Here is a 22,422-nt window from a genome sequence, read left to right as displayed (position 1 = left end):
CTCACTCCCCTGCCGGGCCGGGCGCGGACCCGGACGGCTCGGCGAGGGAGAGCAGGTGGGCGATCGAGGCGCGTACGTCGTCCAGGGGGTCGGCGAAACCGGCCTCGCCGGGCGCCGCGCTCAGGACGGTGTCCTGCTCCAGTACGTACCATCCGGCGTATCCGCTGCTCTCCAGCAGCCGGACGATGCCGGCGATGTCGACGTCTCCGGCGCCCAGCGGCACGTACATGCCGCCGATGACCGCGTCGGTGTACGTCCGCTGGCCGGCGCGCACCTGCCGGGCGAGGGCGAGGCGTACGTCCTTCAGGTGCACATGGGCGATGCGGCCGGGCCAGCCGGCAGCGATGGCGAGGGGGTCGCCGCCGCCGATGAGCAGGTGCCCGGTGTCGAGGCAGAGCCCGATGCCGGAGCCCTCCAGGACGCGCCGCGTCTCCTCGCCGGACTCGATCATCGTGCCGACGTGGGGGTGGAGGGTGGCGGTGAGGCCGACCGCGGAAGCGGCGGCGGAGATGCGGTCGAGGTTGGCGAGCAGGCGGGCCCAGCCCGCCTCGTCGAGCGCCGGGCGCGCGTCGTAGCCCTCGGTGCCGGTGGCGGCCGCGAGCACGACGGTGCCTGCGTCGGCGGCCAGCAGGCCGGTCATCGCCGCCTCGACCTCGGGCAGCGGGTCGTGGCCGGGGTCGTGCAGCACGACCGGCACGAACTGGCCCACGGCGCGCAGGCCGTACGAGGCGAGGGTGGCCGCCTTGTCCGCCGGGGCGTCGGGCAGGAAGCCCTCGGGGCCGAACTCGGTGGCGCTCAGGCCGACGTCCTTCATCTGCCGCAGGACCAGTTCCGGCGCCAACTGGTGGCCCCAGCCCGGCACCTCGCTCACTCCCCACGAGATGGGCGCTCCGGCGACGCGCCGGGCCAGCGGCGGTGCGGGGGTGGACGTCACGACCGGTCTCCCTTCGCCTGGCCGCAACCGGTGTCCGGCCCGGCGGCGTGACCGCCGGCCAACCTGATCCGCATACCGCGCCCCTCTTCCCGCGTCACTTCTCGCGTCGTGCCCTTGCCGTCCACCGGGCCGGATGCCCGGCGCACGTGTACCGAGCCTGCCTTCCGCAGTGACAGCATGTCAATAGTTTGTCCTGACATTCTAACTTCCGTGCCATCAACTCCGCGCGGCGGGTACGGCACCGGCCGGATCAGTGGGCGGAGACGGTCATGGCGAAGGAGTACCGCGAGGCGCGGTAGACGTGGGAGCCGAACTCGACGGGCCGGCCCGACTCGTCGTGCGCGGTGCGGACCATGGTCAGCAGGGTGGCGCCGCGGGTCTCGTCGAGCAGCCTGGCCTCGGCGGCGGTGGCCCGGCGGGCGCCGATGGTCTGGTCGGCGGTGCTCAGGACTATGCCGGAGCGGCGCAGCAGTTGGTACAGGCCGCCCTCGCTCAGCGCGGTGCGGGTCAGCTCGACCAGGCCCGCGGGCAGATGGTTGTGCATGACGGCGATCGGCTCGCCGTCGGCCAGGCGCAGCCGCTCCACCGACACCACCTCGGAGCCCTCCGCCACCCGCAGCGCCGCGGCGATCTCGGCGTCGGCTGGGGCGGTCTCGATGGACAGCACCTCGGTGCTGGGCAGGCGCCGGTCGCGCTCCAGGTCCTCGTAGAGGCTGGTGAATTCGAGCTGGCGGCGTATGCGGTTGGTCACCACCTGCGTGCCGACCCCGCGCTTGCGGGCCAGCAGTCCCTTGTCCACCAGGTGCTGCATCGCCTGACGCATCGTGGGGCGGGACAGCCCGAACTGGTCGGCCATCGCGACCTCGTTGCTCAGCCGGGTGCCCGGCGGCAGGGCCCCGGTCTCGATGAGGTGCTGCAACTGCTGGGCGAACTGGAAGTACAGAGGCACCGGACTGCTGCGGTCGATGGTGATCTGCTGCGCGAGTGACTCCACTGTTCACCCCTCCTGGAGGCTCCTGCCGTCGGACGTCAGTATGACTCATGGCAGACTAAGTTTCGTACGTCCATATGTCATAACAATCTCTTGCCTTGTCATTCGCCGGAGAGTAGAAAGCAGATGGGCGCTCCAGGCCCTCCGGACGAAAGGCACACGCACATGCGTATCGGACTCATCGGCACGGGCCGTATCGGCGCGTTCCACGCCGCGACCCTCGCCACGCTGCCGGCCGTGACCGGCATCGTGGTGCACGACGCCGACGAAGGCTCCGCCCGTTCCGTGGCGGAGAAGGTGGGGGCGCAGTACGCGGGCGACCTGGACGGGCTGCTCGGCGCCGGACTCGACGGGGTCGTCGTCGCGGCCCCCACCGCCTTCCACGCCGAACTCATACTGGCCGCGCGGCGGGCCGGGCTGCCGACGTTCTGCGAGAAGCCGGTGGCCGGCACCCTGGAGGAGACCGACGCGGTGCTGCGCGCCCTCGAAGGGGCGCCGGTCCCGCTGCAGATAGGGTTCCAGCGCCGGTTCGACGCCGGGTACCAGGCGGTGCGCGAGGCGATCGCCGACGGCCGGCTCGGCTGGACGCACACCCTGCGGGCCTGCACGGCCGATCCGACGCCGCCTCACCCCGGCTACATCCCCGCCTCCGGCGGCATCTTCCGCGACTGCTCCGTGCACGACTACGACATCATCCGGTGGGTCACCGGACGCGAGGTCACCGAGGTGTACGCGACCGGCGCCAACCGCGGCGAGGACTTCTTCGCCGCGGCCGACGACGTGGACACCGCCGTCACCCTGCTCACCCTGGACGACGGCACCCTGGCCACCTGTACGGCCACCCGCTACAACGGCGCGGGGTACGACGTACGCCTAGAGGCCTGCGGCTCGCGGGGCACGCTGGCCGCAGGGCTGACCGACCGGGCCCCGCTGACCTCGGCGGAGGGCGCCCCCTGGCCCGCCGGCACTCCCTACGGCGGCTTCATGGACCGCTTCCAGGACGCCTACCGGGCCGAACTGACGGCGTTCACGGAGGTGGTGGCCGGTACGCGGCCGAGCCCCTGCACCGGGCAGGACGCGCGCGCCGCCCTCGCGGTGGCGGAGGCCGCCACCCGGTCGCGCAAGGAGGGCCGCCCGGTCCGCGTCGCCGAGGCGGGCTGACCGGCACGGGCGGGGCGAGGCACCGGGGACGCGGTCGCGGCGGGAAGATCCCACCGCGGCCGCGTCCTCGTACCCGGCGCCGTGACCGAACCGCCCGTGCCCGGTCATCCGTCAGCCCGCCGCCAGGCGCAGCCGGATCGTGCGGGACTCCGGGCGCAGCGCGAAGTCGGGCCACACGTCCGGCCCGCAGGCCCGCGAGCCCAGTCCGTGCTGGGCCGCGTCGATGATCAGGTGACTCGTCGCCGACTCGGGCAGCTGGTACGGGTGGGCGGCCCGGGCGATCTGCTGCGGGGTGTGGCGGGCCAGGGTGAAGCCCGGGCGGCGTCCGCGGGCGTCGGGGAGGGCGGCGATGCGCACCACCCCGGTCCCGGCGCTGGTCAGCGTCAACTGCCGCAGCGCGGAGCGGTGTCCGGTCTCCTGCGGGCGCGCGTACGCCACGGACAGCTCGCGGACCCCGGCGGTGAAGCGGCCGGTGCGCGCCGCGCGCAGGCTGTCCGGGTAGGACTCCAGCGGGCCGAGGCCGAACCAGTCGGCGCCGTCCACCGGCGCCGCGCCGTCGGGCAGCTCGAACCGGATGCCGATCCGCGGCCACACCGTCGGCCAGCCGCTCGACGGCGCGGTCTCCACCCGCAGTTCGAGCTCGTCGCCCTCCAGCGACCAGAGCGTCTCCACGGTCACCCACAGGCCGGAGTTCGCCGCCGAGACCCGGTCGACCGTGCGCAGGGCGTCCGCGGCGCGCTCCACCGCCACCCGACGCGTGGTCAGCCGGTCCAGGCCGTCGCGGCGCCACAGGGCGGCGTTGGAGATTCCGGCGATGCTCGCGTCGCTCTCCTCGACCTCCGTGGAGGCGCCCTCGTCGTTGTCGGTCGGGGCACGGAAGAGTTCCAGCCGGGGTCCGGTCACCGGACGGCCGGCCAGACGGGTCAGGGATCCGCCGGTGAACTCGGCGATGCCCAGCGTCAAGGTCCCCTCGCTCGGCCGCCAGTCGGTCCGCGGGCGGACCGCGGGCGCGGGGCGGGCAGCCGAACGGTCGAGCTGGGCGGTGGCCAGCACATGCCCCTGGTCCGCCCAGGCGGTCGCGGCCGCCAGCGCCACGTCGACGGTCAGCCAGGTCTCGGCGTCCTTGGCCACCGGGACCGGCGGCAGCGGCACCCGCGCCGACCCGCCGGGCGCGAGGACCGGCACGTCCAGTTCCCCGGCGTCCACCAGGGCCCCGTCGTGCTCGACGCGCCAGTGGAAGCGCAGGTCGGAGGTGTCGGCCGAGTGCCGCAGGCTGGTGACCACCAACTCATCGCCGTCGAAGGCGAGGCGGAGCGGCTGCACGACGGCCTTGAACTCGTACAGGCTCGGGGTCGGGACGTCGTCGCTGAGCAGCATGCCGTCCATCACGAAGTTGCCGTCGTGCACCACCTCCCCGAAGTCGCCGCCGTACGCGAAGTACGGCGTGCCGTCGGCGGTCGTCGTCGCGATGCCGTGGTCGCGCCATTCCCAGACGAAGCCGCCGTGCAGCCGCGGGTGTTCGTGCACCAGCGCCTCGTACTGGTCCAGCGCGCCCGGTCCGTTGCCCATCGCGTGCGCGTACTCGCACAGCAGGAACGGCTTGGTGCGCTGCCTCGCGCCCTGCGCCGGAGTGCAGTTCAGCAGCGGCGCGCGGGAGCCGTCGGTGCCGATCTGCCGGACCTCGGGCACCGAGGCGTACATCCGCGAGTAGACGTCGGTGTACGCGCCGGTGTGGTCGCCCTCGTAGTGCACGGGCCGTCCGGTGTCGCGGGCGTGCACCCAGGCCGACATGGCGGCCAGGTTGCTGCCGGTGCCCGCCTCGTTGCCGAGCGACCAGAGCACGATGCTGGGGTGATTCTTGTCCCGTTCGACCGTGCGCCGGACGCGGTCGAGGTACGCCTCGCGCCACGCCGGGTCGTCGCTCGGGTTGCCGGCCCAGCCGACCGCGTCGAAGCCGTGGGTCTCCAGGTCGCACTCCAGGACGACCCAGAAGCCGAGTTCGTCGGCCAGGTCGAGCAGCCGCGGATGCGGCGGGTAGTGGCTGGTGCGGATCGCGTTCACGTTGAACCGCTTCATCCGGGCCAGGTCGGCGCGGGCGTGCTCCTCGTCGAAGACCCGGCCGCGCACGGGGTGGGTCTCGTGGCGGTTCATGCCGTGGAAGACCACGCGGCGGCCGTTGACCAGGAAGCGGTCGCCGCGGATCTCGACGGTACGGAACCCCACCCGCAGGGCGACGGTCTCGGCGGCCGTCGAGACCGTGACGTCGTAAAGGCGGGGCACCTCGGCGGACCACGGCTGCACGGCGCCGACGTCGAACGGGGTCACGTCGGCCGGGCTCGCCCAGACCTGTTCGACGCCGAGTTCCGGCAGCCGCAGGGTGACCGGGAAGGCCGAGGCGCCGGCGGTGACCTCCGGCTCGATCCGGCCCTGCCCGTCGTCGAATCCGGCCCGCAGCCAGACGTCCTCGACGCCGCCGGCCGGCCGCGCCAGCAGGGTGACGTCGCGGAAGATGCCGGGCAGCCACCACTGGTCCTGGTCCTCGACGTAGCTGGCCGCCGACCACTGGTGCACACGCACCGCGACGACGTTGTCGCCGGGGCGCACGGCCGAGGTCACGTCGAATTCGTGGGCGAGCCTGCTGCCGCTCGCGCCGCCGATCTCCTCGCCGTTCACCCACACCCGGAACAGCGACTCGACGCCGTCGAACCGCAGCACCACCCGTTCGGCGTCCGACCAGGCGGCGGGCAGTTCGACATGCCGGCGGTAGTCACCGGTGGGGTTCTCGTCGGGGACGTGGGGCGGGTCGATCGGGAACGGGAACTGCACGTTGGTGTAGATCGGCCGGCCGTGGGCGCCGTCGCCCTGGAGCACCCAGTGGGAGGGCACCGGGATGCTGTCCCAGCCCGCGTCGTCGAAGCCTTCGGCGGCGAAGTCCTCGGCGGCGCGGGCGGTGGGCGACAGCCGGAACCGCCACGGCCCGTTCAGGGAGAGGGAGGGTGCGTCGGAGTGCAGCCACGAGCGCGCCGCACGCAGCGCGCCGCGCCCTGGCGTGGGGTCCGAGACGTACGAGGTGTCGGGGGAGGGCACGAGGTCACAACTCTTTCTCGAGGGCGGAGGCGGTGGGTCCGTGGGGCCGGGGGCTACTGGAGGACGACGGTGCGGATCTCCCAGGGGCCGAGGGCGAGTTCGAGCCCGTCCGGGGCCGGGGTGGTGGACAGCGGCCGGCCGAGCAGGTCGACCGTGGTGGCCTCGGTGAAGGGGCCGGTCACGCGGGCGGTCGCGCCGGTGTCGCTCATCGCGACCAGCCGCACCTCGACGCCGCCTCCGCCGGACCGCCCGGCGCCGGCTTCCTCGACCGCGACTTCCCGGGCGCCGATTTCCTGAGTGCCGATTTCCTGAGCGCCGACGCGGCGGACGGTGGACACGAGGACGTCCGCGCCGTCGACCCGCACGCCGGTGGCATCGGGGGGCAGCGGGGCGCCGGCGGGCGCCGTGCCGCGGGTGACCAGGACGTCGTTGCGGAAGAGTTCGGCGGCGGCGACCGCGTCCGCGCCCTGCCAGCCGGAGGCCGAGGGCAGGACGGCGAAGCGGTTGTGAATGCGCATGCCGAGGTCCTGCGCGCCCGGCGCGGGGATCTCGCTCGCGGCGGGCTCGTCGCGGTAGGGATGGATGTTGACGCTGATGGAGCCGATCGCGCGCAGCAGGGTGACGGCGAGTTCGGAGCCGTCGCCGACGAGTTCGTACTCCGAGGCGTGGTCGAGCAGGAGTGTGGCGGCGCCGGCCGACACGAAGGAGCTCGCCGGGAAGGTCGGGATCGGGTACTCGCCCCAACCGCCCTCGGCGGTGAGCCCGCGCCGGGTGACGGCGAACTGCCCCGCCGCGGCGGACTCGGCGGCCGGCTCGGGCAGGGGGACGTGGAAGCGCAGCCGGTGGTCGGCGGACCGGTTCAGGAACGAGGTGGAGACCCGTACGAACGGCTCGCCCGCCCTGACCTCCACCAGGGTCTCGACCGGGGTCCGCACCGTCCGCGCGTCGCGCACGTCGCGGTCGGCGGAGAGCGCGGCGGGCCAGGCGTAGACCCGGGTGACCAGCGTCCGGGAGCGCAGCGGGCCGGTCTCCAGGACCTCGACGGTGACCTCCGCCGGCTCGGTGACCAGCACGTCCTTGGCCGGCGGGCCGTAGTTGTAGCTGTCGCCGCGGTCGCCGCCGTCCACGAGGCGGCCCACGCCGCGCAGCACACAGCCGTCGGCGCCGGTCACGTCCAGGGTGCCGTCGGCGGCGATCTCCACCCCGACCAGGCCGTTGGACAGCGTACGGTCCGCCGCCGTCGCGGGGACGAACGCCGGTGCCTGCTCGGGCGCCTGTTCCCGGGCCTCGACCCGGAAAGCCGCGAGCCCGGAGGCGGGGACGGGCACGGAGACGAGCGCGGTCGCGCGGGGCTCCTCCAGCGTCAGCACCCGCCACTCCCCCGGGTGCGCGGCGGCCGCCTCGGCGACCTCGCGGCGCAGGATCAGCAGGTCGAAGGGTCCGGCGGCGGGCACCTCGGCGAGGTGGAAGACGAGCGATCCCGCGGTGAGCTCGTAGGAGTCGATGAGCCGGCCGAACAGTTCGCGGCGGTGGATACGGCGCAGCACGCGTTCGAGCTGCGAGGCGTCCATGCGCTCGTCGCTGAGCACCGTCGGGGCCCGGTGGATCGTCTGCACCGGGTGCGCCGAGCCGTCGGCCGCGGTCGCGACCAGGACGCCTGCCTCGGGCGGGGCGACGACGTCCACCTCGACGGCGGCGGTGCGCGCGAACGGCAGCGGGTTGGCGACCAGGTAGCCGTCACTGGGCACCTCGGCGGCGGGCTCCGCGAGGGCCGCGTCCCGTACCGCCCGGGCGGTCTGGGCGGCTTCGGCGAGCCGCGCGTCGACCTGGTCGCAGGTCTCGTCGGTGCCGGAGCCGACGACCGAGTCGTGCGCGGTGGACTCGATGATCTTGTGCCAGGCCAGCGCGAGGAAGGGCGAGTCGTCGCGCCGGGACCACAGGGCGTTGATCCGCTCGGCGTGGTCGACGGTCCGCTCGGCGACGGCCATCCGCTGCTTGAGCCCGAGCCGTACGGAGAGCACGCCGGGCAGGATGTTGCCGCGTACGTGGCTGCGCAGTTCGCCGGTGACGACGGCGGAGACCTCGTCGCGCGCGTGCGCGCGGATGTACTCGTCCAGGGTCGCGACGGTGATGGCACGCTGGTCGCTCGACGCACGCCGCAGCCATTCGGTCAGCCGCGGGTCGGGGGCGTTGTGGTCGGTGCCGGCCATCGCGAGCACCGGGTCGTTGCCCCAGCGGTCGGCGGTCATCCCGGCGTAGTCGCCGAGCGCCCGGCCGATGCTGTCCGGCACCAGCAGGACGTCGAGCCCGTTGTCGTAGCCGTCGAAGAGGAACTCGGTGCGCACCTCGGAGCCGTCGGGGGCGCGCCAGCGGAAGGCGTGGCCCTCGACGGAGCCGGGGACACCGCGCCACAGCGCCGCGTGCTCGAAGCCGGCCCGGGCCAGGATCTGCGGCATCTGCGCGACGTGGCCGAACATGTCGGGCAGGTAGCCGACGGGCATGGCGCCGCCGAGTTCCGCGGCGGCCGCCCAGCCCATCCGCAGGTTGCGCACGATGGTCTCGCCGGAGCACAGGAACTCGTCGAGCAGGATGAGCCAGGGCCCGATGGCGAGCCGTCCCTCGGCGACCAGGGCCGCCAGCCGGTCGCGGTTCTCCGGCCGCATCCGGAGGTAGTCCTCGACCGCGGCCATCTGCCCGTCGACGGTGAACCGGAAGTCCGGGTTCGCCTCGGCCGTCTCGAGCACCGTGTCGAGTGCGGCCACGAGCCGGTGCCGGAACACCTGGAAGGGCTCGTACCATTCGCGGTCCCAGTGGAAATGGGGCACGAAGACGGCGGATCTCTGCATGGGTCGGCGACCTTCTGTGGGCGGGGTGGGCGTGCGGGGCGGCCGGGGCCGGCCGGTCACTTCAATGAGCCGGCGGCGAGCCCGGTGCGCCAGAAGCGCTGAAGGAGGATGAAGACGACGATCACCGGCACGATCGAGACCAGCGCGCCGGTGATCACGGACTCCTGGAGGAGCGGGGCCCGGGCGGTCTGGCCGTTCCACTCGTACAGGCCGAGCGTGACCGGGAAGAGCGACTCCTTCTGGAGCATCACCATGGGCAGGAAGAAGTTGTTCCAGATGGCGACGAACTGGAAGAGGAAGATGGTCACCAGGGACGGCGCCATCAGCCTGGACGCCACCGAGAAGAACGTGCGGAACTCGCCGGCGCCGTCCAGGCGGGCCGATTCCAGGATCTCGTCGGGCACGGCGGCCGAGGCGAAGATCCTGGCCAGGTAGACGCCGAACGGACTGACGATGCTGGGCAGGAACACCGCCCAGTAGGTGTCGACGATGCCGGTCGCCGAGAACAGCAGGAACAGCGGCAGCGCGAGAGCGGTCGTGGGGACCAGGACGCCGCCGAGGACGACGGAGAACAGGAACTCCCGGCCCCGGAACCGGAACTTGGCGAGCGCGTAGCCGCACAGCCCGGATATCAGGGTGCCGACGGCGGCGCCGAGCACCGCGTAGATCACGCTGTTCAGGGCCCACTTCAGAAAGATGCCGTTGCTGCGGGTGAACAGCGTGTGCAGGTTGCTGAACAGGTTGAAGTGCGAGAACGCCAGGCCGTTGGTGGAGGCCAGGTCGCCCTGCGGCTTGGTGGCCGCGACGATCAGGAAGTAGATCGGCAGCAGGAAGTAGATCGCCAGGAGGAGCATCAGCGCCATGACGGCCGTGCGGCTGGCGCGGCTCTCGCGGAGGGCGGACTTGCCGCCCGTGGTCAGGTTGCTCACAGTCCGGCCTTCTTCGAGGTCAGTCGCATGAACCCGAAGCTCAAGACGAAGGTGATCAGGGCGATGACCACGGAGATCGCCGCCGCCTGCTGGTAGTTGTTCCCGGAGGCCACCGCGTACGCGAGCATGTTCGGGGTGAACGTGCTCGAGATGTTCGAGGAGATCTGCCGCAGCACGGCCGGCTCGGCGTAGAGCTGCAGTGTGCCGATGATCGAGAACACCGTGGTGAGGACGATCGAGGGGGCGATGATCGGGACCTTGATCCGCCACGCGATCGTCCAGTTGCCGGCGCCGTCCAGCTTGGCCGCCTCGTACAGCTCCTGCGGGATCGCCTGGAGGGCCGAGAACATGATCAGCATGTTGTAGCCGGTCCACAGCCAGGTGGAGACGTTGGCCGCCGACCACAGCACGGCGCCCGGCCCGAGGAAGTTCGGCTGGAGCCCGAGGTGCTTGAGGATGTCGACCACGGGGCTGAGCTGCGGCGAGTACAGGTACGACCACATGATGGCGGCGATCACGCCGGGTACGGCGTACGGCATGAACGCCGCTATGCGGAAGAACGACTTGACCTTCAGCAGCGGTGTGTCCAGCAGCAGCGCCATGACCAGTGCGACGAACAGCATGACCGGTACCTGGACGATGCCGAACAGGCCGATGCGGCCGATGCTCGACCAGAACTCGTGGTTGTGGAGCACCTGGCTGTACTGGTCGAAGCCGCCGAAGGTCGTGTACGAGGTGCCGTACTGTCCGCCGTTGCGGCGCACGACCCGGAAGCTCTGCCAGATCGCGTAGCCGACCGGCACCAGGTAGAACAGCACGAACGGCAGGAAGAACGGGGTCAGGAAGGCGATGATGGTGCCCGCCCCGACCCCGCCGCCGCTGAGACGACGGCGGGGGGCGCGGGGCGCCGCCACCACGCGCTTCGCGCGGGTTTCGGTGACAGTCACTGCGGTCACTTGCCTGCCGCGGCCGGGATCGCCAGGTCCTTCATCGACTTCAGCGCAGTCGACTGGGCGGTCGACAGCGCTCCGGTCAGCGTGCCGCTGCCTGCCGCCGCCTTGGCCATCGCGTCCTGGAGGCTCAGGTTCACCGTCTTCTGGGTCGGGCCCCAGGCGAAGTTGGTGTCGATGTTCCTGGACGAGTCGGCGAAGACGTCGAAGATCTTCTCGTTGTTGTAGTACGGCACGCCCTGCGAGAGGGCGGGCAGCTTCAGGCCGGCGGTCGCCGCCGGGTACAGGCCGCCGAGCGAGTTCTCCAGGGCCAGGGCCTGCGGGTCGGTGTTCAGCCAGGTGTTGAACTTGACCGACTCGTACAGGTGCTTGCTGCCCTTCATGAACGCGACGGTGGATCCGCCCCAGTCACCGGAGGCGCTGTTGCCGCCCCAGGTGGGCATCGGGACGATGGACCACTTGCCGGCCTGGCTGGGCAGGTTGTCGCGGAACATGCTGTAGCCCCAGGCCGCGCCGACGTAGCTGGCTATCTGGTTCTTCTGGTAGGCCGCGTACATCTGCGTCGAGCCGTTGGCCAGGTCGGTGCGCACGAGCTTGGCGTCGATCAGCTTCTGCCAGTAGTCGGCGACCTGCTTGCTCTGGTCGGAGGCGACGGTGACGTGCCACTCGTTGCCGGAGTACGAGTACATCTGCGCGCTGTTCTGCCACAGCAGGCCGTTGAACCACTCGGCGTTGTTCGGGTCGAAGAACGTCATCGTCAGGCCGGGGTCGGCGGCGTGCAGCTTCTGCGCGTCCGCCGCGTACTCGTCCCAGGTCTTCGGCGGGGTCAGGCCGTGCTGCTTGAAGATGTCGCTGCGCACGTAGAGCGCCATCGGGCCGGTGTCCTGCGGGAAGGCGAACACGCCCGTGCCGCCGAAGCTGGCCTGCGACCAGGTCCAGGGCACGAACTGCGACTTGGCGGCGGTGGCCGCCGAGCAGGCGGAGGCGTCCACGAAGGCGTTCTGGGTCCGCAGGTTGGGGAGTTCGTCGTAGCCGACCTGGGCGAGGTCCGGCGCCGTGCCGGCCTTGAGGGCGTTGCTGATCGTGCCGTACTGGTCATTGGAGATGTTCTTGGTCTGGACCTGGATGTCCGGGTTCTGCTTGTTCCACAGAGCGACGACCTTGTCCATGCCCGGAACGGTGTTCCAGTACTGGAGGGTGACCTTGCCCTTCGCGGGCTCGCAGGAGGAGGCGGAGGCGGAGCTCCCCGAGTGACCGGACGAGGAGCATCCGGCGAGCACGGCGATGCTGGCGGCCGCGGCGACGACGGCGGTGAGGCGGACGCGCGTGGCGGTGTTTCTCATGGTTTCCTTCCAGAGTGTCCAGCCCCAACGCTGGACGGGTCGACGTTGACACCCCAAGGCAGACCGGCTGCCTTCTGGTTGGAATGATTCCGTGAACGTTCCCGTGAGCGCTCCCGTGAACGTTCACGGATGTTGATGAATTGTTTCGGAAGTTTGCGCTCCGCTACGGACGATTGTCAAGACATTCGGGTCAATGCCCGGTCCGGCAGGTCAGGCGGAACCGCCCGGCCGCAGCTCGGCGTGCACCACCAACTCGTCGGCGTCCAGCGGATCCGCGCCGGTCAGCAGCCGTCCGACCTGGTCTATGGCGAGCGCGCCGAGCCGGTGCGTGTCGAGCGCGACGCTGGTGAGCGGGGGCTCGACCAGTGCGCCGAGCGCCAGTCCGTCGAATCCGATCACCGCCAGCTCGCGCGGCACGCTCCGGCCCATCCGGCGCGCCTCGCGCAGGGCGCCGATCGCGATGATGTCGTTGAAGGTGAAGACGGCCGTCACGTCGGGGTGGGCGGCGAGCAGGGCCCGCAGGCCGGCTCCGCCGCCGTCGGCCGACTGGTCCGCGCCGGCCACCAGGCCGGCGTCGATGCCGTGCGCCGCGGCGGCGGTGAGGAACCAGGCGCGGCGCAGGCTCGGCTCGGCGCGGCCGGCGTGGTCGAGCATGCCGATCCGGGTGTGTCCCTGGGCGATCAGGTGGGCGACCGCGGCGTGGACCCCCGCCTCGCCGTCGATCCGGATCGAGCTGAACCGCGCCGTGCGGTGTTCGCTGCCGATGAGCACCATGGGCATGCCGCGGGTGTAGCGGTCGAGCTCGTCCTCGGAGCAGCTGAAGTAGCCGACGACCGCGTCCACCTGCGAGCCGATCACCTGAAGCGTGCCGAGTTCCTCCGCGGCCCGGTCCGCGGTGTCGTAGACGACCACGTGCCAGCCGCGGGTGCGCGCGGCCTCCAGGGCCGAGGCGGCGACCTCGGTGAAGAACGGGTTGAGCAGGTCCGGGATCACCAGTCCGATGGTGGTGGTGTCCTGCCGGACCAGGCCACGGGCGAACCGGCTCGGCCGGTAGCCGAGTTCGCGGGCGGCGTCGAGCACGCGCTGCTTGGTGGAGCCCTCGATCTCGTCCTTGCCGTTCAGCGCGCGCGACACGGTCTGCCGGGACACCCCGGCGAACCGGGCGACGTCATGGATCGTGACCTTCCGGATTTCCGCCCCCGACGACGACACCATCGCGCACCTCCGCTGCTCGCGAGCGCCGATACGCCCCGCTGGGCCCGAGTATGCCCCACGCGGCGAACAGCCCCCGCCGGGCCCGTCGCGAGGGTCCCGCCGACCCCCGCGTTCACCTCGCAGGCGCGCTCCGGTCCGGCCACACGGCGCGCACCGCGTCCGGAAGGCCCGCCACTCCCCCGGGGCCGAATGTCGCCAACTGGAGGATGTAGCCGGGTACCGTGGCCACGATCACCTGGGTGAGGGGCTCTGCCGCAATGTCCGACGGCAGGTCTCCCGTTTCCTGACTTTCCCGGACGATCCGGGCGAGATCGGCGGTCACCTGGGTGAGCGTGGTCCTGATCCGCTCGGCGAGCTTCGGGTCGCGCAGGGACTCGGACCACACCAGGAGCGCCATGGCGGCGAAGCCGTTCTCCCGGTGCTTGGCCTCGATCACCCGGAAGAGGTCGGCGAGCAGTTCGCCGAGGCCGACCGCCGATTCGCGGTTCACCACCTTGTCGACCTCGGCGACGACCTCGCGCAGGTTCTCCTCGGCGATCGCGGCGATCATGTCCTGCTTGCTGGCGAAGTACCGGTACACCGCCCCCGCCGACAGTCCCGCTTCGAGCAGCAGGTCCTGCATGGACGTCGCGTGGAAACCGTCGCGCAGGAAGCAGCGCCTGGCCGCGGCGAGGATCTCCGCGCGACGGGCGTCGAGGTGCCGCTGGCTCACTTTGGGCATGGCACCGAATATACCAACAAAGCGATCATTCGTTCTCCTGAGCAGTGAAGGGCGTCGATCAGGTCGTGGTGCGGCGATTCGGTCGGGTCATGGCGCGGAGATACGTGATCGCGGCGTCGGCGACGGCGGCGGGTTGTTCGGGGAACAGGGCGTGCCCCGCGTCCTCGACGACCGCGCTGGTGACCCGCTCGCCGAATTGTGTGCGCAGGTCGTCCCACTGGCTCCTGGGGTGGAACGGGTCGCTGTCGGCGAGGATCTCCAGAATGGGCGCCTGGCCCGCGCCCCAGTAGCGGCCGATGTCGATGCCGGTGACGGCGGCGCGCTGCATCGCCAGGGTCCGCGGGTACCAGCCGGACAGCCAGACCGAGGCGTCGTGGCCGGGGGCGAAGAAGGCCAGGCGCAGTGCGGCGAGCCGCTCCTCGTCGGACAGGGTGAGGTCGCCGGCCCGGAAGGGGGCGTTGTCGATCTCGGGCGGAACCGCGCGGGTGGAGGCTGCCGCGAGGACGACGGCGCGAACGGTGCCGGGGTGGTCGGTGGCCACGGTGCGGGCGACGAAGTTCCCGTAGGCGTGCCCGAGGACGACCGCGGGGCCGTGGCCGAGCCGGTCGATGACACCGGCGACGTCATCACCGAGATCGCCGATGGTGACGCCGCTCATCGGGCCGGTGGAGCCCGCCGTACCCCGCGGCTGGGGTCGCAGGACGCGGTAGCCCGCTGCGACCAGTGCCGCGGTGAACACATCGAAGTCCTCGCCGCCGTCGCGGCCGTAGGACGGCAGAATGACCACGTCGAGGTCGTTGTTCTCGCCGTCCAGGTAGGTCTCGATCGACACCTGGCCGCTGCCGGTGGTCTTGCTGTGCCGGTTCACTGGTCTCCCTTCCGGGCGCGACGGCCGGTGCTCAGGATGCGGCGGGCGGGTCGAGTTCGACGCGCAGGAGCGCGGCGTTGCGCACGATGCCTTCGGGCGGTGCGGTACGGCCGCCGTCGGTCGTGACGTAGAGGACCCGGCCGTGGTCGCCGGGCTCGCCGCCCCAGTAGGCGCTGGACGGCCCGGCGATCACCGGGTCGAACGGGTCACCGGCGAGGTGGCGCACCTCGCTGCCGTGGCTCGGTGCGAGCGGGACGCGGTCGAGGGTGTTGGCGCGATGCCGGGTGACGTACGCGAAGCCGGCGTCCTCGTCGATGCAGAAGTCGTCGGCGTTGTCGATGGCGGCGACGAATTCGGGGGCGCCGGACGGGTCGAGCGTGGTCGGGTCGACCGGCACGCGCATGAACACCTTCTGGGCGGTGGAGGTGTAGTACAGGTAGCCGGTCTTCGCGCCGTACCGCACGCCGTTGATGCCCGGCTGCGGCGGCGGGGCGACCTCGCCGTCGGGATCCCAGGCCATCGTGTCGTGTGCGAGCCATACCCGGCCGGTGGCGCTGTGCGCTCCCTCGGCCAGGTCGACGCGCCAGACCAGTCCGGCGAAGCAGTCGGCGACCGCGAGCACTCCGGGGCCGAGCAGGCAACTGCCGTTGAGGGCGCGGACCCTGTTGTCGAAGGTGTGGACGATCTCCGGGAGGATCGGGTCGCCGGGGGTCCAGCCGTTGAGGTCGATCCGGGCGAGATGGGATTCGTGCGTGGTGTACCCCTCGGTGAGGCTCACGACGAACACGTCCGGTTCGACCTCGACGATGCCGGTGACCGGGTGGTCGAAGGTGTGCACGAGCACCGGGTCGACCAGGGTGCGGGGGGCGGGGCCGGGGACGTACCACAGTTCCTGCTGCACCACGGCGGTGATCAGCAGCGAGCCGTCGGCACGGACGACCAGGTTCTCCAGGAAGTGGCCCTGCGGGAAGTGGGCCACCGGGGTCAGGGTGACCTCGGGAAGAGGCGCGATGGCCATGGCGGTTCCTCCGATTCCTCGGGATGTGGTGGGGTTGCGTACCAGGGGTTTCGTGCCGCTCGCGGCGCGGCTACTGCTCGAGCCCGACGGCGCCGGCCGGCACGTCGTAGGCCATCAGCGTCAGACAGACCGCGGTGAACCAGCCCATCAGGACCGTGACGTCGACAATGCCCTGGTCGCCGAGCAGTTCCTGCGCGCGGCGGTGCAGGCCCCTGGGCACCACGCGCGCCGCGGCCAGAGCCGACGACAGCTCGTAGACCACCTGCCGACGCGGGTCGGCGAACGCGGTGGGCCGGCCGGTGATCAGGGCCTCGACCTGCGACGGGTCGAGCTCGCCGAGGATCACGCCGATCTTCTCGTGCTCGAAGTTGCTGTACGCCGCGCCCCAGCGCCCGTTGATGACGTTGGTCACGATCTCGATCTCGGCCTTCGACAGGGTCGACTTCGTCTGGAAGTACGCTCCGGTCGGCACGATCGTCATCGACAGCGCCGGGTTGGCCAGCCAGATCTTGTGCGGGCCGGGCACCAGCCCGCGGAGCCTGGTCGTCCGGTCGTACGCGTCACGCATGGCCGCCGGCATCTCGTCGACCGGCGTCTCCACGAAGCGGCCGAAGGTGCCGAAGTCGGTGGGGTCCTCGAGCTCGGCCAGGAGTTCCTTGGCACTCGTCATGCTTGCCCTCCTTCACAAGCGCCGGCCACGGGACGGCCGGCGGGCACGTCGTAGGCGTTGAGCAGGACGCCCAGTGCCACGTAGTGGACGGTGATGAACACCACGGCGTCGAAGCCCGGCCGGCCGAGCTCGGCCACGGCGGCGTCGTACAGCGGCCCGGGAACCGCCCCGGCCCGGACCAGAGCCCCGGCGACGTCACCGGCCAGCAGTTCTTCCTCGCTCAGGCCGGCGGGGCGCGATCCGGCGCTGAGGGCCGCGATCTGGTCCGCGCGCAGTCCGGCGCGCGCCGCCAGCGGAGCGTGCGCGTACAGCTCGTACGCGACATTGAAGCGGGCCCCGATCGTCAGGATCACGACCTGCCGGGCTCTCTCGCCGAGCCCGGGCAGCTTCTGCGCGAGGTCGATGAACCGGCCCAGCGGCGCCGCGAGTTCGGGGAAGTGGAGCATGACGCCCCACGGGCCGACGAACGCGCCCTCGGGGTTTCGCACGTCGAAGCCCTGGTACTCGGCGTCCCGGGTCATCGTCTCGAATGCCTCGTAGAGGGGGCGCTGCCCGGCGGTCAGATCCGCCGGGGGCACCAGTGGCAGTCGCATGGGGACTCCCCTCTCTCAAAACGAACGATCAATCGCTTTCTTTTGAACCGTAGCTCGCTCGCAGGGGCACTGCAAGGCGAACGTTCGTTTTTTTATAGGGGTCGCACCGAGGGGCGACCTACAGCCGACTTGTACAACCAAAGTGTCCAACCAGGCTGTATTCATGTTACGGTCGATTCCACAACCAGGCTGTACATCAGCGCACCGAGGAGCCCGCATGAAGCTCACCAAGTTCGGCCACGCCTGTGTCCGGATCGAGGACGGCGACCGCCGGCTGGTCATTGATCCGGGCGGGTTGACCGACCCCGCCGTCCTGGACGGGGTCCGCGCGGTCCTGGTCACCCACGAGCACTTCGACCACTTCTCCGAGGCGGCCCTGCGCGCGGCCGCCGCCGCGGAGCCGGGCCTGCGGATCTGGACCGACACCGCCGTCGCCAAGCAACTCGAAGGGCTCGGCCACCAGGTGATCACCGTCGGCGAGGGCTCGGCCTTCACCGCCGAGGGTTTCGACGTCCAGGTCCACGGCACCTGGCACGCCGTCATCCACGACGACATACCGCGCGTGACCAACATCGGCTTCCTGGTCGACGGCGCCGTCTTCCACCCCGGGGACGCCCTCACTGTCCCGGGCACCCCCGTCGACACCCTGCTGCTGCCGGTCCACGGCCCCTGGTCCGCCACCGGCCAACTGATCGACTACGTCCGCGACGTCGCCCCCGACCGCGTCTACGCCATCCACGACGGCGCCCTCAACGACATCGGCCTCGCCATGGTCGCCGGCTTCCTCGGCGGCACCGGCCCCGGCGCCGGCAGCACCTACGGACGCCTCACCCCGGGCGAGAGCGCCGAACTGCCCTCCCGCTGACCCCCCCCGGCACGTCTTTGCGTCAACCAGGCTGTACACCAAAGCTGTACATGTGAAGTAAAGTGCCGGTATGGACGCCTACGACCTCGCCGAGGACCTGCGTCACACCCTCGGCCGGCTGGTGCGTACCGTACGCGCCGCCGACACCATGACGCCGGGTGAAGCCGCCGTCCTCGGCTACCTCGAACGGGAGGGCCCGCAGACCACCGCGGACATCGCCGCCCGCCGCGGGGTCACCCACCAGTCCGCCGCCAAGGCGGTCAAGGAACTGATCGGCGCCGGCCTGGTCCGCGCCGAGCCGCACCCCAGCGACGGCCGCAAACTCGTGCTGCACCTCACGGACACCGGACGCGACATGCTCGGCGAGGAACGCCGGCGCCGGGCCGACTGGCTCGGCCGGGCCATCGAGGAGGAGCTGTCCGGCCGCGAACGGCAGCAACTGGCCGCCGCTGTGGCGCTCATGGACCGCCTGGCCCAGCACGGGCCCGACCGTTCGGCGGAGCCGCGCCGGCGGTGATGCGCCGGAGCTGATGCGCGACCGCCGCCGGGTCCCGGTCGGCCGGGTCCCGGCGGCGGAGGTGGCCGCTCACTTCACGTGGTGGTTACTGGTAGCTGAAGGTGATCGGCGCGTGGACGTTGCGCTCGGGCAGGGTGACGGTCAGGACATGCGTGGCGGTGTCGAAGTGCACCGCGTCGGCGCCGAGAGGAGCGCCGTCGAAGGTCAGGCTGGTGGGGGCCGTCGCGCCGGAGAAGGACAGGGTCCAGCGGCGGGCGTGGACCTGCCCGGGGAAGGAGGCACCGGTCGGAGTGATCCGTACGGTGTGCCGGCCGCCGCTCTCGGTGTAGCGGATCTGCGTCGTGGCGCTGTGGTGCTTGGCGTCCGGCGTGGTGCCGTCGTCCTCGTACAGCGCGGTGCTGCCGGGGGCGCCCTGCGCGATGTGCAGGGTGACGTCGGTCAGCGGGCTCGTGTCGTCGGCCGGGACGTCACCGGTCCTGGTGGGCACGATCGCGCCGGCCCGCAGGAAGACCGGCATGGTGTCCCAGGTCGTCGTGACGTCCTGGGTGGTACCGCCGGTGTACGTCTTCCCGGTGAAGTAGTCGGTCCACTGGCCCGGCGGGAACCACACCGAGGTGGTGGCGGTCGTGCCCGGCGTGGTGACGGGGGCGACCAGCATGTCGGAGCCGTAGAAGTACTCGCTGCCTGCGGCGCCGTACGCGGCGGGCTCGTCGGGGTACTCCAGGTACGTCGGCCGTACGACCGGCACTCCGGTGGCCGCCGCCTGCTCGGCGAGCGAATAGGTGTAGGGCACGAGGTTCTCGCGCAGGTTCAGGAACTTCGCCGCGGCCTCCTCGGCCGCCGGCCCGTACTGCCAGGGCAGCCGGTCGCTGTGGTTGCTGTGCAGCCGGTCGATCGGCTGGAAGGCGCCGAACTGCACCCAGCGCACGTACAGGTCGTCCGGCAGTTTGGCGGTGGTGCGGGTCTGGCCGCCGGAGGTGTAGGTCTCCGAGCCCTTCAGCCCGGTCGTGTCGTTGTGGCCGCCGATGTCGTGGCTGATCGCCGACATGCCGGTGGCCGCCGACTCGCCCGGTGTGTAGCCGACTTCGGCGCGCAGCGTGCCCCAGGTCGACGCGGTGTCACCGGTGAAGTGGATGGTGGAGCGCTTGTCGGCCCACGGGCCGGTCGGGACCGCCGACGGGTTGGCGTACCCGCCCGACTGCAGGGAGCCGTAGGCGCGGGACAGGACGAAGCCGCGCCCGCCGCTCGCCTGCTGCGTGTCCTGCGCGTACTGCTGGTTGATCCACGCGTCCGGGGTCACGCCGGCTTGCGAGGACCGGGAGTCGTCGCAGCACCAGTCCAGCCACCAGAAGTCGTTGCCCGCCTGGTCCATGCTGCTGTGCAGGTCCATGTAGGCCTTGAGCTGGTCCGGGTCGCCGAAGTCGAAGACGTAGCAGGTGCCGCTGCCCGAGGGGGCGCTGCAACCGCCGGGCTGGAGCTTGCCCTTGGCCGTGGCCTGCGCCTGGGCGAACTGCGGGTCGGTGTCCAGGATGCTCGGGTGGATGTTGAGCGTGTTGTGCAGCCCCTGCGCCGCGGACCAGTCGAAGAAGCCCTTCGGATCGGGGTACTTGGCCGGGTCCATCTCCCAGCCGCTCCAGGTGTTGGGTGACTTGAAGTCGGTGTCGGTGACCAGCACGTCCAGCGGCACCCCGTGCGAGCGGAAGGCCGGCAGGATCGTGCTCTCGTAGTCGGCGGCGGTCCGGTCGAAGTACTCCGAGTACCAGACGCCGTACGCCCACTGCGGCAGCAGTTCGGGCGGGCCGGTCAGTGTGGCGAGGTCGGACAGCGCCTGCTTGTAGTCGTGCCCGTAGCCGAAGACGTAGCCGTCCTGGTACGGCGCCCCGCCGTGCTCCGGGCGCGCGGTGGCGGTCCGCGTGGCCGGGTCGTACACCGCGGACGGGGTGTCGTCGAGCAGGTACCAGCCGTCCTGGTGCAGCAGGCCGGGAGCGGTCTGCGGCGCACCGTTGTCGCCGTTCACGCCGTCCAGGCCGCGCCGGTAGCCGCCGAGCGCGATGTGCGGCGGCGGGGCGGACGCCTGAGCGGCGGTCACCGCGAGGGTGTCGAGGTTGACGTGGCAGCTGGCCGGGTCGGGGCAGGCCAGCGAGAGGTCGTCGGTGCCGGCCTTGAGCGCCACCGGGACGGACAGCGTGCCCCAGGTGTCCCAACTGCCCGTCACCGGCAGGGAGATCGTCTGCGCGGTCCCGGCGGCGGTGAGGGTCGCGGTACGGGTCCGGTTCTGGCCGTCGCCCCCGGTGGAGTTGGCGTACCGCAGGTGCAGCGTGTACGTGCCGTCGGCCGGGACGTTCACCACCCGGGTGGACACGCCGGCGTTCTGGTTGAGCTCGGCCAGGAAGCCGTCGCCGGAGTAACCGGCGTGGTTCGTGGCCTGCTTGGCGGAGCCGGTGAAGCTCGTGTCCTCGGCCTCGCAGGCGGTGCCGAAGGCGCAGAGCGGCACGGCGCGGGTGGAGACCGGCGGGAAGCCGGCGCCCTGCGGGACGAGCGCGACGCTGTCCACGTTGACGTTGCCGGAGTCGGCCGCGGCCCGGGTGAGGGCGATCGTGTGCGCGCCGGGGGCGAGCTGGAGCGGCACGGACAGCGTGCTCCAGGTGTCCCAGCTGCCGGTGACGGGCAGCTGCGCCTGCTGCGGGGAGCCGCCGTCGACGGTGACGGTCAGGGTCCGGGTGGTGTTCTTCCCGTCGCCGCCCAACGCGTTGGCGTACCGGGCGTCGAAGGCGTACGTGCCGGCGGTGGGCACGTCGACCTGCGCCGACACGGTGGCGCCGGTGGCCGCGTATCCGGCGAGGAATCCGGTGCCGGTGTATCCGGTGTGGTCGGTGGCCGGGGCCAGGCCGTCGTACGGGAGGTCCTCGGCCTCGCAGAGCGTGCCGACCGCGCAGGTCAGCCGCCGCCAGGGGGCCGCGGTCACGTCCTGCTGCCCGGCCCGCAGGGTCACCGAGAGGTTCTGCTGGTCGAAGGGGCCGGAGTCCACCTTGTACCGCAGCGTCAGCGCGCTGGTGGACACGGTGAGCCAGCCGCCGGAGACCGACGAGGTGTACGTGGCCGGGGCGAACGCGTCCCGGCCGATCGCGTTGAACGTGGGCGCGTCCAGGAAGCGCGCGTCCCCGGCGTACTCGGTGCGGATGAGGGTGGGCGACAGCACCTCGAAGCGGGCGTCGCCCGACACCACGGCCGCCGGCCGCGTGCTGTGGTCCGCCCCGGCGGCGCTCTGGCTGTTCGCGGCGACCGTCACCCCCGCCAGCGCGGCGGTGAGGGCGACGAGTGCGACGCCGCGTCGCCTTCGTCTACGGGCGGACCGGTTCACTCCCAGGGACATGGTTACCCTTTCTGCGGTACGGAGGGCCACGCCGGCGCGCGTACGACGACACCGTCGGCGCCCGCCCGTCGGCCCGCCGGGCGGGGCGTCGGGTACCGGTGTCCCGCCGAGGGCGGGCGGGACGGGTAACTGGACGTGCGGAGTCGGCGTGCCGCGCAGAGGCGGTGCCGTGCGGGTCCTTGCGTGCGGGTTGCTCAAACGTTGTAAAGCACAGGCATGACAACACGGCGGGGTGGGGTTGTCCAGTCCCGCGGCTGAATGGGCTGGTAGTTGAGGGTGCGTCGGAGAGTGTGTCGCAGACGGCCGGCACTGCTTGTGTTCATCGTTGGAAAGCACCCCCG

Annotated in this window: 17 protein-coding genes; 3 read left to right on the top strand and 14 right to left on the bottom strand. The window is 71.7% G+C overall.

Annotated features, from left to right (window positions below):
* Position 1: 1 nt before the first annotated feature.
* Positions 2–934, bottom strand: a complete 933-nt coding sequence (locus ITX44_RS06895; RefSeq protein WP_307795131.1) for a TIM barrel protein — start codon at positions 932–934, stop codon at positions 2–4.
* A 250-nt stretch (positions 935–1,184) separates the two neighbouring features.
* Entirely contained in the window at positions 1,185–1,928 is a 744-nt protein-coding gene (locus tag ITX44_RS06890; RefSeq protein WP_205356128.1) for a GntR family transcriptional regulator, read from the bottom strand.
* A 162-nt stretch (positions 1,929–2,090) separates the two neighbouring features.
* Between ITX44_RS06890 and ITX44_RS06885 the strand changes: the two genes are divergently transcribed.
* Positions 2,091–3,086: a Gfo/Idh/MocA family protein gene (locus ITX44_RS06885; protein WP_205356127.1), complete on the top strand. Its 996-nt coding sequence runs from the start codon at positions 2,091–2,093 to the stop codon at positions 3,084–3,086.
* Between the two features lie 111 nt (positions 3,087–3,197).
* Here ITX44_RS06885 and ITX44_RS06880 read toward each other — a convergent pair whose 3' ends face one another.
* The 11 genes from ITX44_RS06880 to ITX44_RS06830 all read right to left on the bottom strand — a co-directional run bounded on the left by ITX44_RS06880 (position 3,198) and on the right by ITX44_RS06830 (position 17,326).
* The gene (locus tag ITX44_RS06880) at positions 3,198–6,173 is read right to left on the bottom strand and encodes a glycoside hydrolase family 2 TIM barrel-domain containing protein (protein WP_205356126.1); all 2,976 of its coding nucleotides are present in this window, start codon (positions 6,171–6,173) and stop codon (positions 3,198–3,200) included.
* A 53-nt stretch (positions 6,174–6,226) separates the two neighbouring features.
* Positions 6,227–9,019: a glycoside hydrolase family 38 N-terminal domain-containing protein gene (locus ITX44_RS06875; RefSeq protein WP_205356125.1), complete on the bottom strand. Its 2,793-nt coding sequence runs from the start codon at positions 9,017–9,019 to the stop codon at positions 6,227–6,229.
* 56 nt (positions 9,020–9,075) lie between these two features.
* Complete coding sequence (locus ITX44_RS06870) at positions 9,076–9,882, bottom strand: carbohydrate ABC transporter permease (protein ID WP_205356309.1); 807 nt, start codon at positions 9,880–9,882, stop codon at positions 9,076–9,078.
* 62 nt (positions 9,883–9,944) lie between these two features.
* The gene (locus ITX44_RS06865) at positions 9,945–10,895 is read right to left on the bottom strand and encodes a carbohydrate ABC transporter permease (RefSeq protein ID WP_205356124.1); all 951 of its coding nucleotides are present in this window, start codon (positions 10,893–10,895) and stop codon (positions 9,945–9,947) included.
* A 5-nt stretch (positions 10,896–10,900) separates the two neighbouring features.
* Positions 10,901–12,241, bottom strand: a complete 1,341-nt coding sequence (locus ITX44_RS06860) for an ABC transporter substrate-binding protein (protein WP_205356123.1) — start codon at positions 12,239–12,241, stop codon at positions 10,901–10,903.
* 210 nt (positions 12,242–12,451) lie between these two features.
* Complete coding sequence (locus ITX44_RS06855) at positions 12,452–13,456, bottom strand: LacI family DNA-binding transcriptional regulator (protein WP_205356122.1); 1,005 nt, start codon at positions 13,454–13,456, stop codon at positions 12,452–12,454.
* Positions 13,457–13,568: 112 nt separating this feature from the next.
* Positions 13,569–14,177 (bottom strand): TetR/AcrR family transcriptional regulator, encoded by a 609-nt coding sequence (locus tag ITX44_RS06850; protein WP_205356121.1) that lies wholly within the window; start codon positions 14,175–14,177, stop codon positions 13,569–13,571.
* Between the two features lie 58 nt (positions 14,178–14,235).
* On the bottom strand, positions 14,236–15,045 hold the full coding sequence (locus tag ITX44_RS06845) for an alpha/beta fold hydrolase (RefSeq protein ID WP_205356120.1): 810 nt from the start codon (positions 15,043–15,045) through the stop codon (positions 14,236–14,238).
* Positions 15,046–15,076: 31 nt separating this feature from the next.
* Positions 15,077–16,063 carry an SMP-30/gluconolactonase/LRE family protein gene (locus ITX44_RS06840; protein WP_236060158.1) on the bottom strand — a complete coding sequence of 329 codons (987 nt, stop codon included), beginning with the start codon at positions 16,061–16,063 and terminating at the stop codon, positions 15,077–15,079.
* Positions 16,064–16,133: 70 nt separating this feature from the next.
* On the bottom strand, positions 16,134–16,733 hold the full coding sequence (locus ITX44_RS06835; RefSeq protein WP_205356119.1) for a carboxymuconolactone decarboxylase family protein: 600 nt from the start codon (positions 16,731–16,733) through the stop codon (positions 16,134–16,136).
* Positions 16,730–17,326: a carboxymuconolactone decarboxylase family protein gene (locus ITX44_RS06830; protein WP_205356118.1), complete on the bottom strand. Its 597-nt coding sequence runs from the start codon at positions 17,324–17,326 to the stop codon at positions 16,730–16,732. The genes ITX44_RS06835 and ITX44_RS06830 overlap by 4 nt, the downstream gene beginning before the upstream one ends.
* A 217-nt stretch (positions 17,327–17,543) precedes the next feature.
* Here ITX44_RS06830 and ITX44_RS06825 point away from each other — a divergent pair, with 217 nt between their 5' ends.
* Together ITX44_RS06825 and ITX44_RS06820 are read left to right on the top strand one after the other, a co-directional pair.
* Positions 17,544–18,191, top strand: coding sequence for an MBL fold metallo-hydrolase (locus ITX44_RS06825; RefSeq protein WP_205356117.1), 648 nt, complete (start codon positions 17,544–17,546; stop codon positions 18,189–18,191).
* A gap of 70 nt (positions 18,192–18,261) precedes the next feature.
* Positions 18,262–18,708, top strand: a complete 447-nt coding sequence (locus tag ITX44_RS06820; RefSeq protein ID WP_205356116.1) for a MarR family winged helix-turn-helix transcriptional regulator — start codon at positions 18,262–18,264, stop codon at positions 18,706–18,708.
* An 85-nt stretch (positions 18,709–18,793) separates the two neighbouring features.
* On the opposite strand, the gene ITX44_RS06815 is transcribed toward ITX44_RS06820, so the two are convergent.
* On the bottom strand, positions 18,794–22,081 hold the full coding sequence (locus ITX44_RS06815; RefSeq protein ID WP_205356115.1) for a TIM-barrel domain-containing protein: 3,288 nt from the start codon (positions 22,079–22,081) through the stop codon (positions 18,794–18,796).
* Positions 22,082–22,422 lie beyond the last annotated feature (341 nt).

The sequence above is a fragment of the Actinacidiphila acididurans genome, assembly GCF_016918855.1.
GTDB classification, from domain to species: domain Bacteria; phylum Actinomycetota; class Actinomycetes; order Streptomycetales; family Streptomycetaceae; genus Actinacidiphila; species Actinacidiphila acididurans.
Note: the sequence above shows the minus strand (reverse complement) of the source record. Positions and strands in the feature narration are given on the sequence as shown.

Coding starts and splice junctions, on each gene's coding strand:
- ITX44_RS06825 (WP_205356117.1), top strand. CDS start 17,544: ATGAAGCTCACCAAGTTCGGCCACGCCTGTGTCCGGATCGAGGACGGC.
- ITX44_RS06855 (WP_205356122.1), bottom strand. CDS start 13,456: ATGGTGTCGTCGTCGGGGGCGGAAATCCGGAAGGTCACGATCCATGAC.
- ITX44_RS06860 (WP_205356123.1), bottom strand. CDS start 12,241: ATGAGAAACACCGCCACGCGCGTCCGCCTCACCGCCGTCGTCGCCGCG.
- ITX44_RS06830 (WP_205356118.1), bottom strand. CDS start 17,326: ATGCGACTGCCACTGGTGCCCCCGGCGGATCTGACCGCCGGGCAGCGC.
- ITX44_RS06820 (WP_205356116.1), top strand. CDS start 18,262: ATGGACGCCTACGACCTCGCCGAGGACCTGCGTCACACCCTCGGCCGG.
- ITX44_RS06870 (WP_205356309.1), bottom strand. CDS start 9,882: ATGGCGCTGATGCTCCTCCTGGCGATCTACTTCCTGCTGCCGATCTAC.
- ITX44_RS06815 (WP_205356115.1), bottom strand. CDS start 22,081: ATGTCCCTGGGAGTGAACCGGTCCGCCCGTAGACGAAGGCGACGCGGC.
- ITX44_RS06835 (WP_205356119.1), bottom strand. CDS start 16,733: ATGACGAGTGCCAAGGAACTCCTGGCCGAGCTCGAGGACCCCACCGAC.
- ITX44_RS06885 (WP_205356127.1), top strand. CDS start 2,091: ATGCGTATCGGACTCATCGGCACGGGCCGTATCGGCGCGTTCCACGCC.
- ITX44_RS06875 (WP_205356125.1), bottom strand. CDS start 9,019: ATGCAGAGATCCGCCGTCTTCGTGCCCCATTTCCACTGGGACCGCGAA.
- ITX44_RS06840 (WP_236060158.1), bottom strand. CDS start 16,063: ATGGCCATCGCGCCTCTTCCCGAGGTCACCCTGACCCCGGTGGCCCAC.
- ITX44_RS06850 (WP_205356121.1), bottom strand. CDS start 14,177: ATGCCCAAAGTGAGCCAGCGGCACCTCGACGCCCGTCGCGCGGAGATC.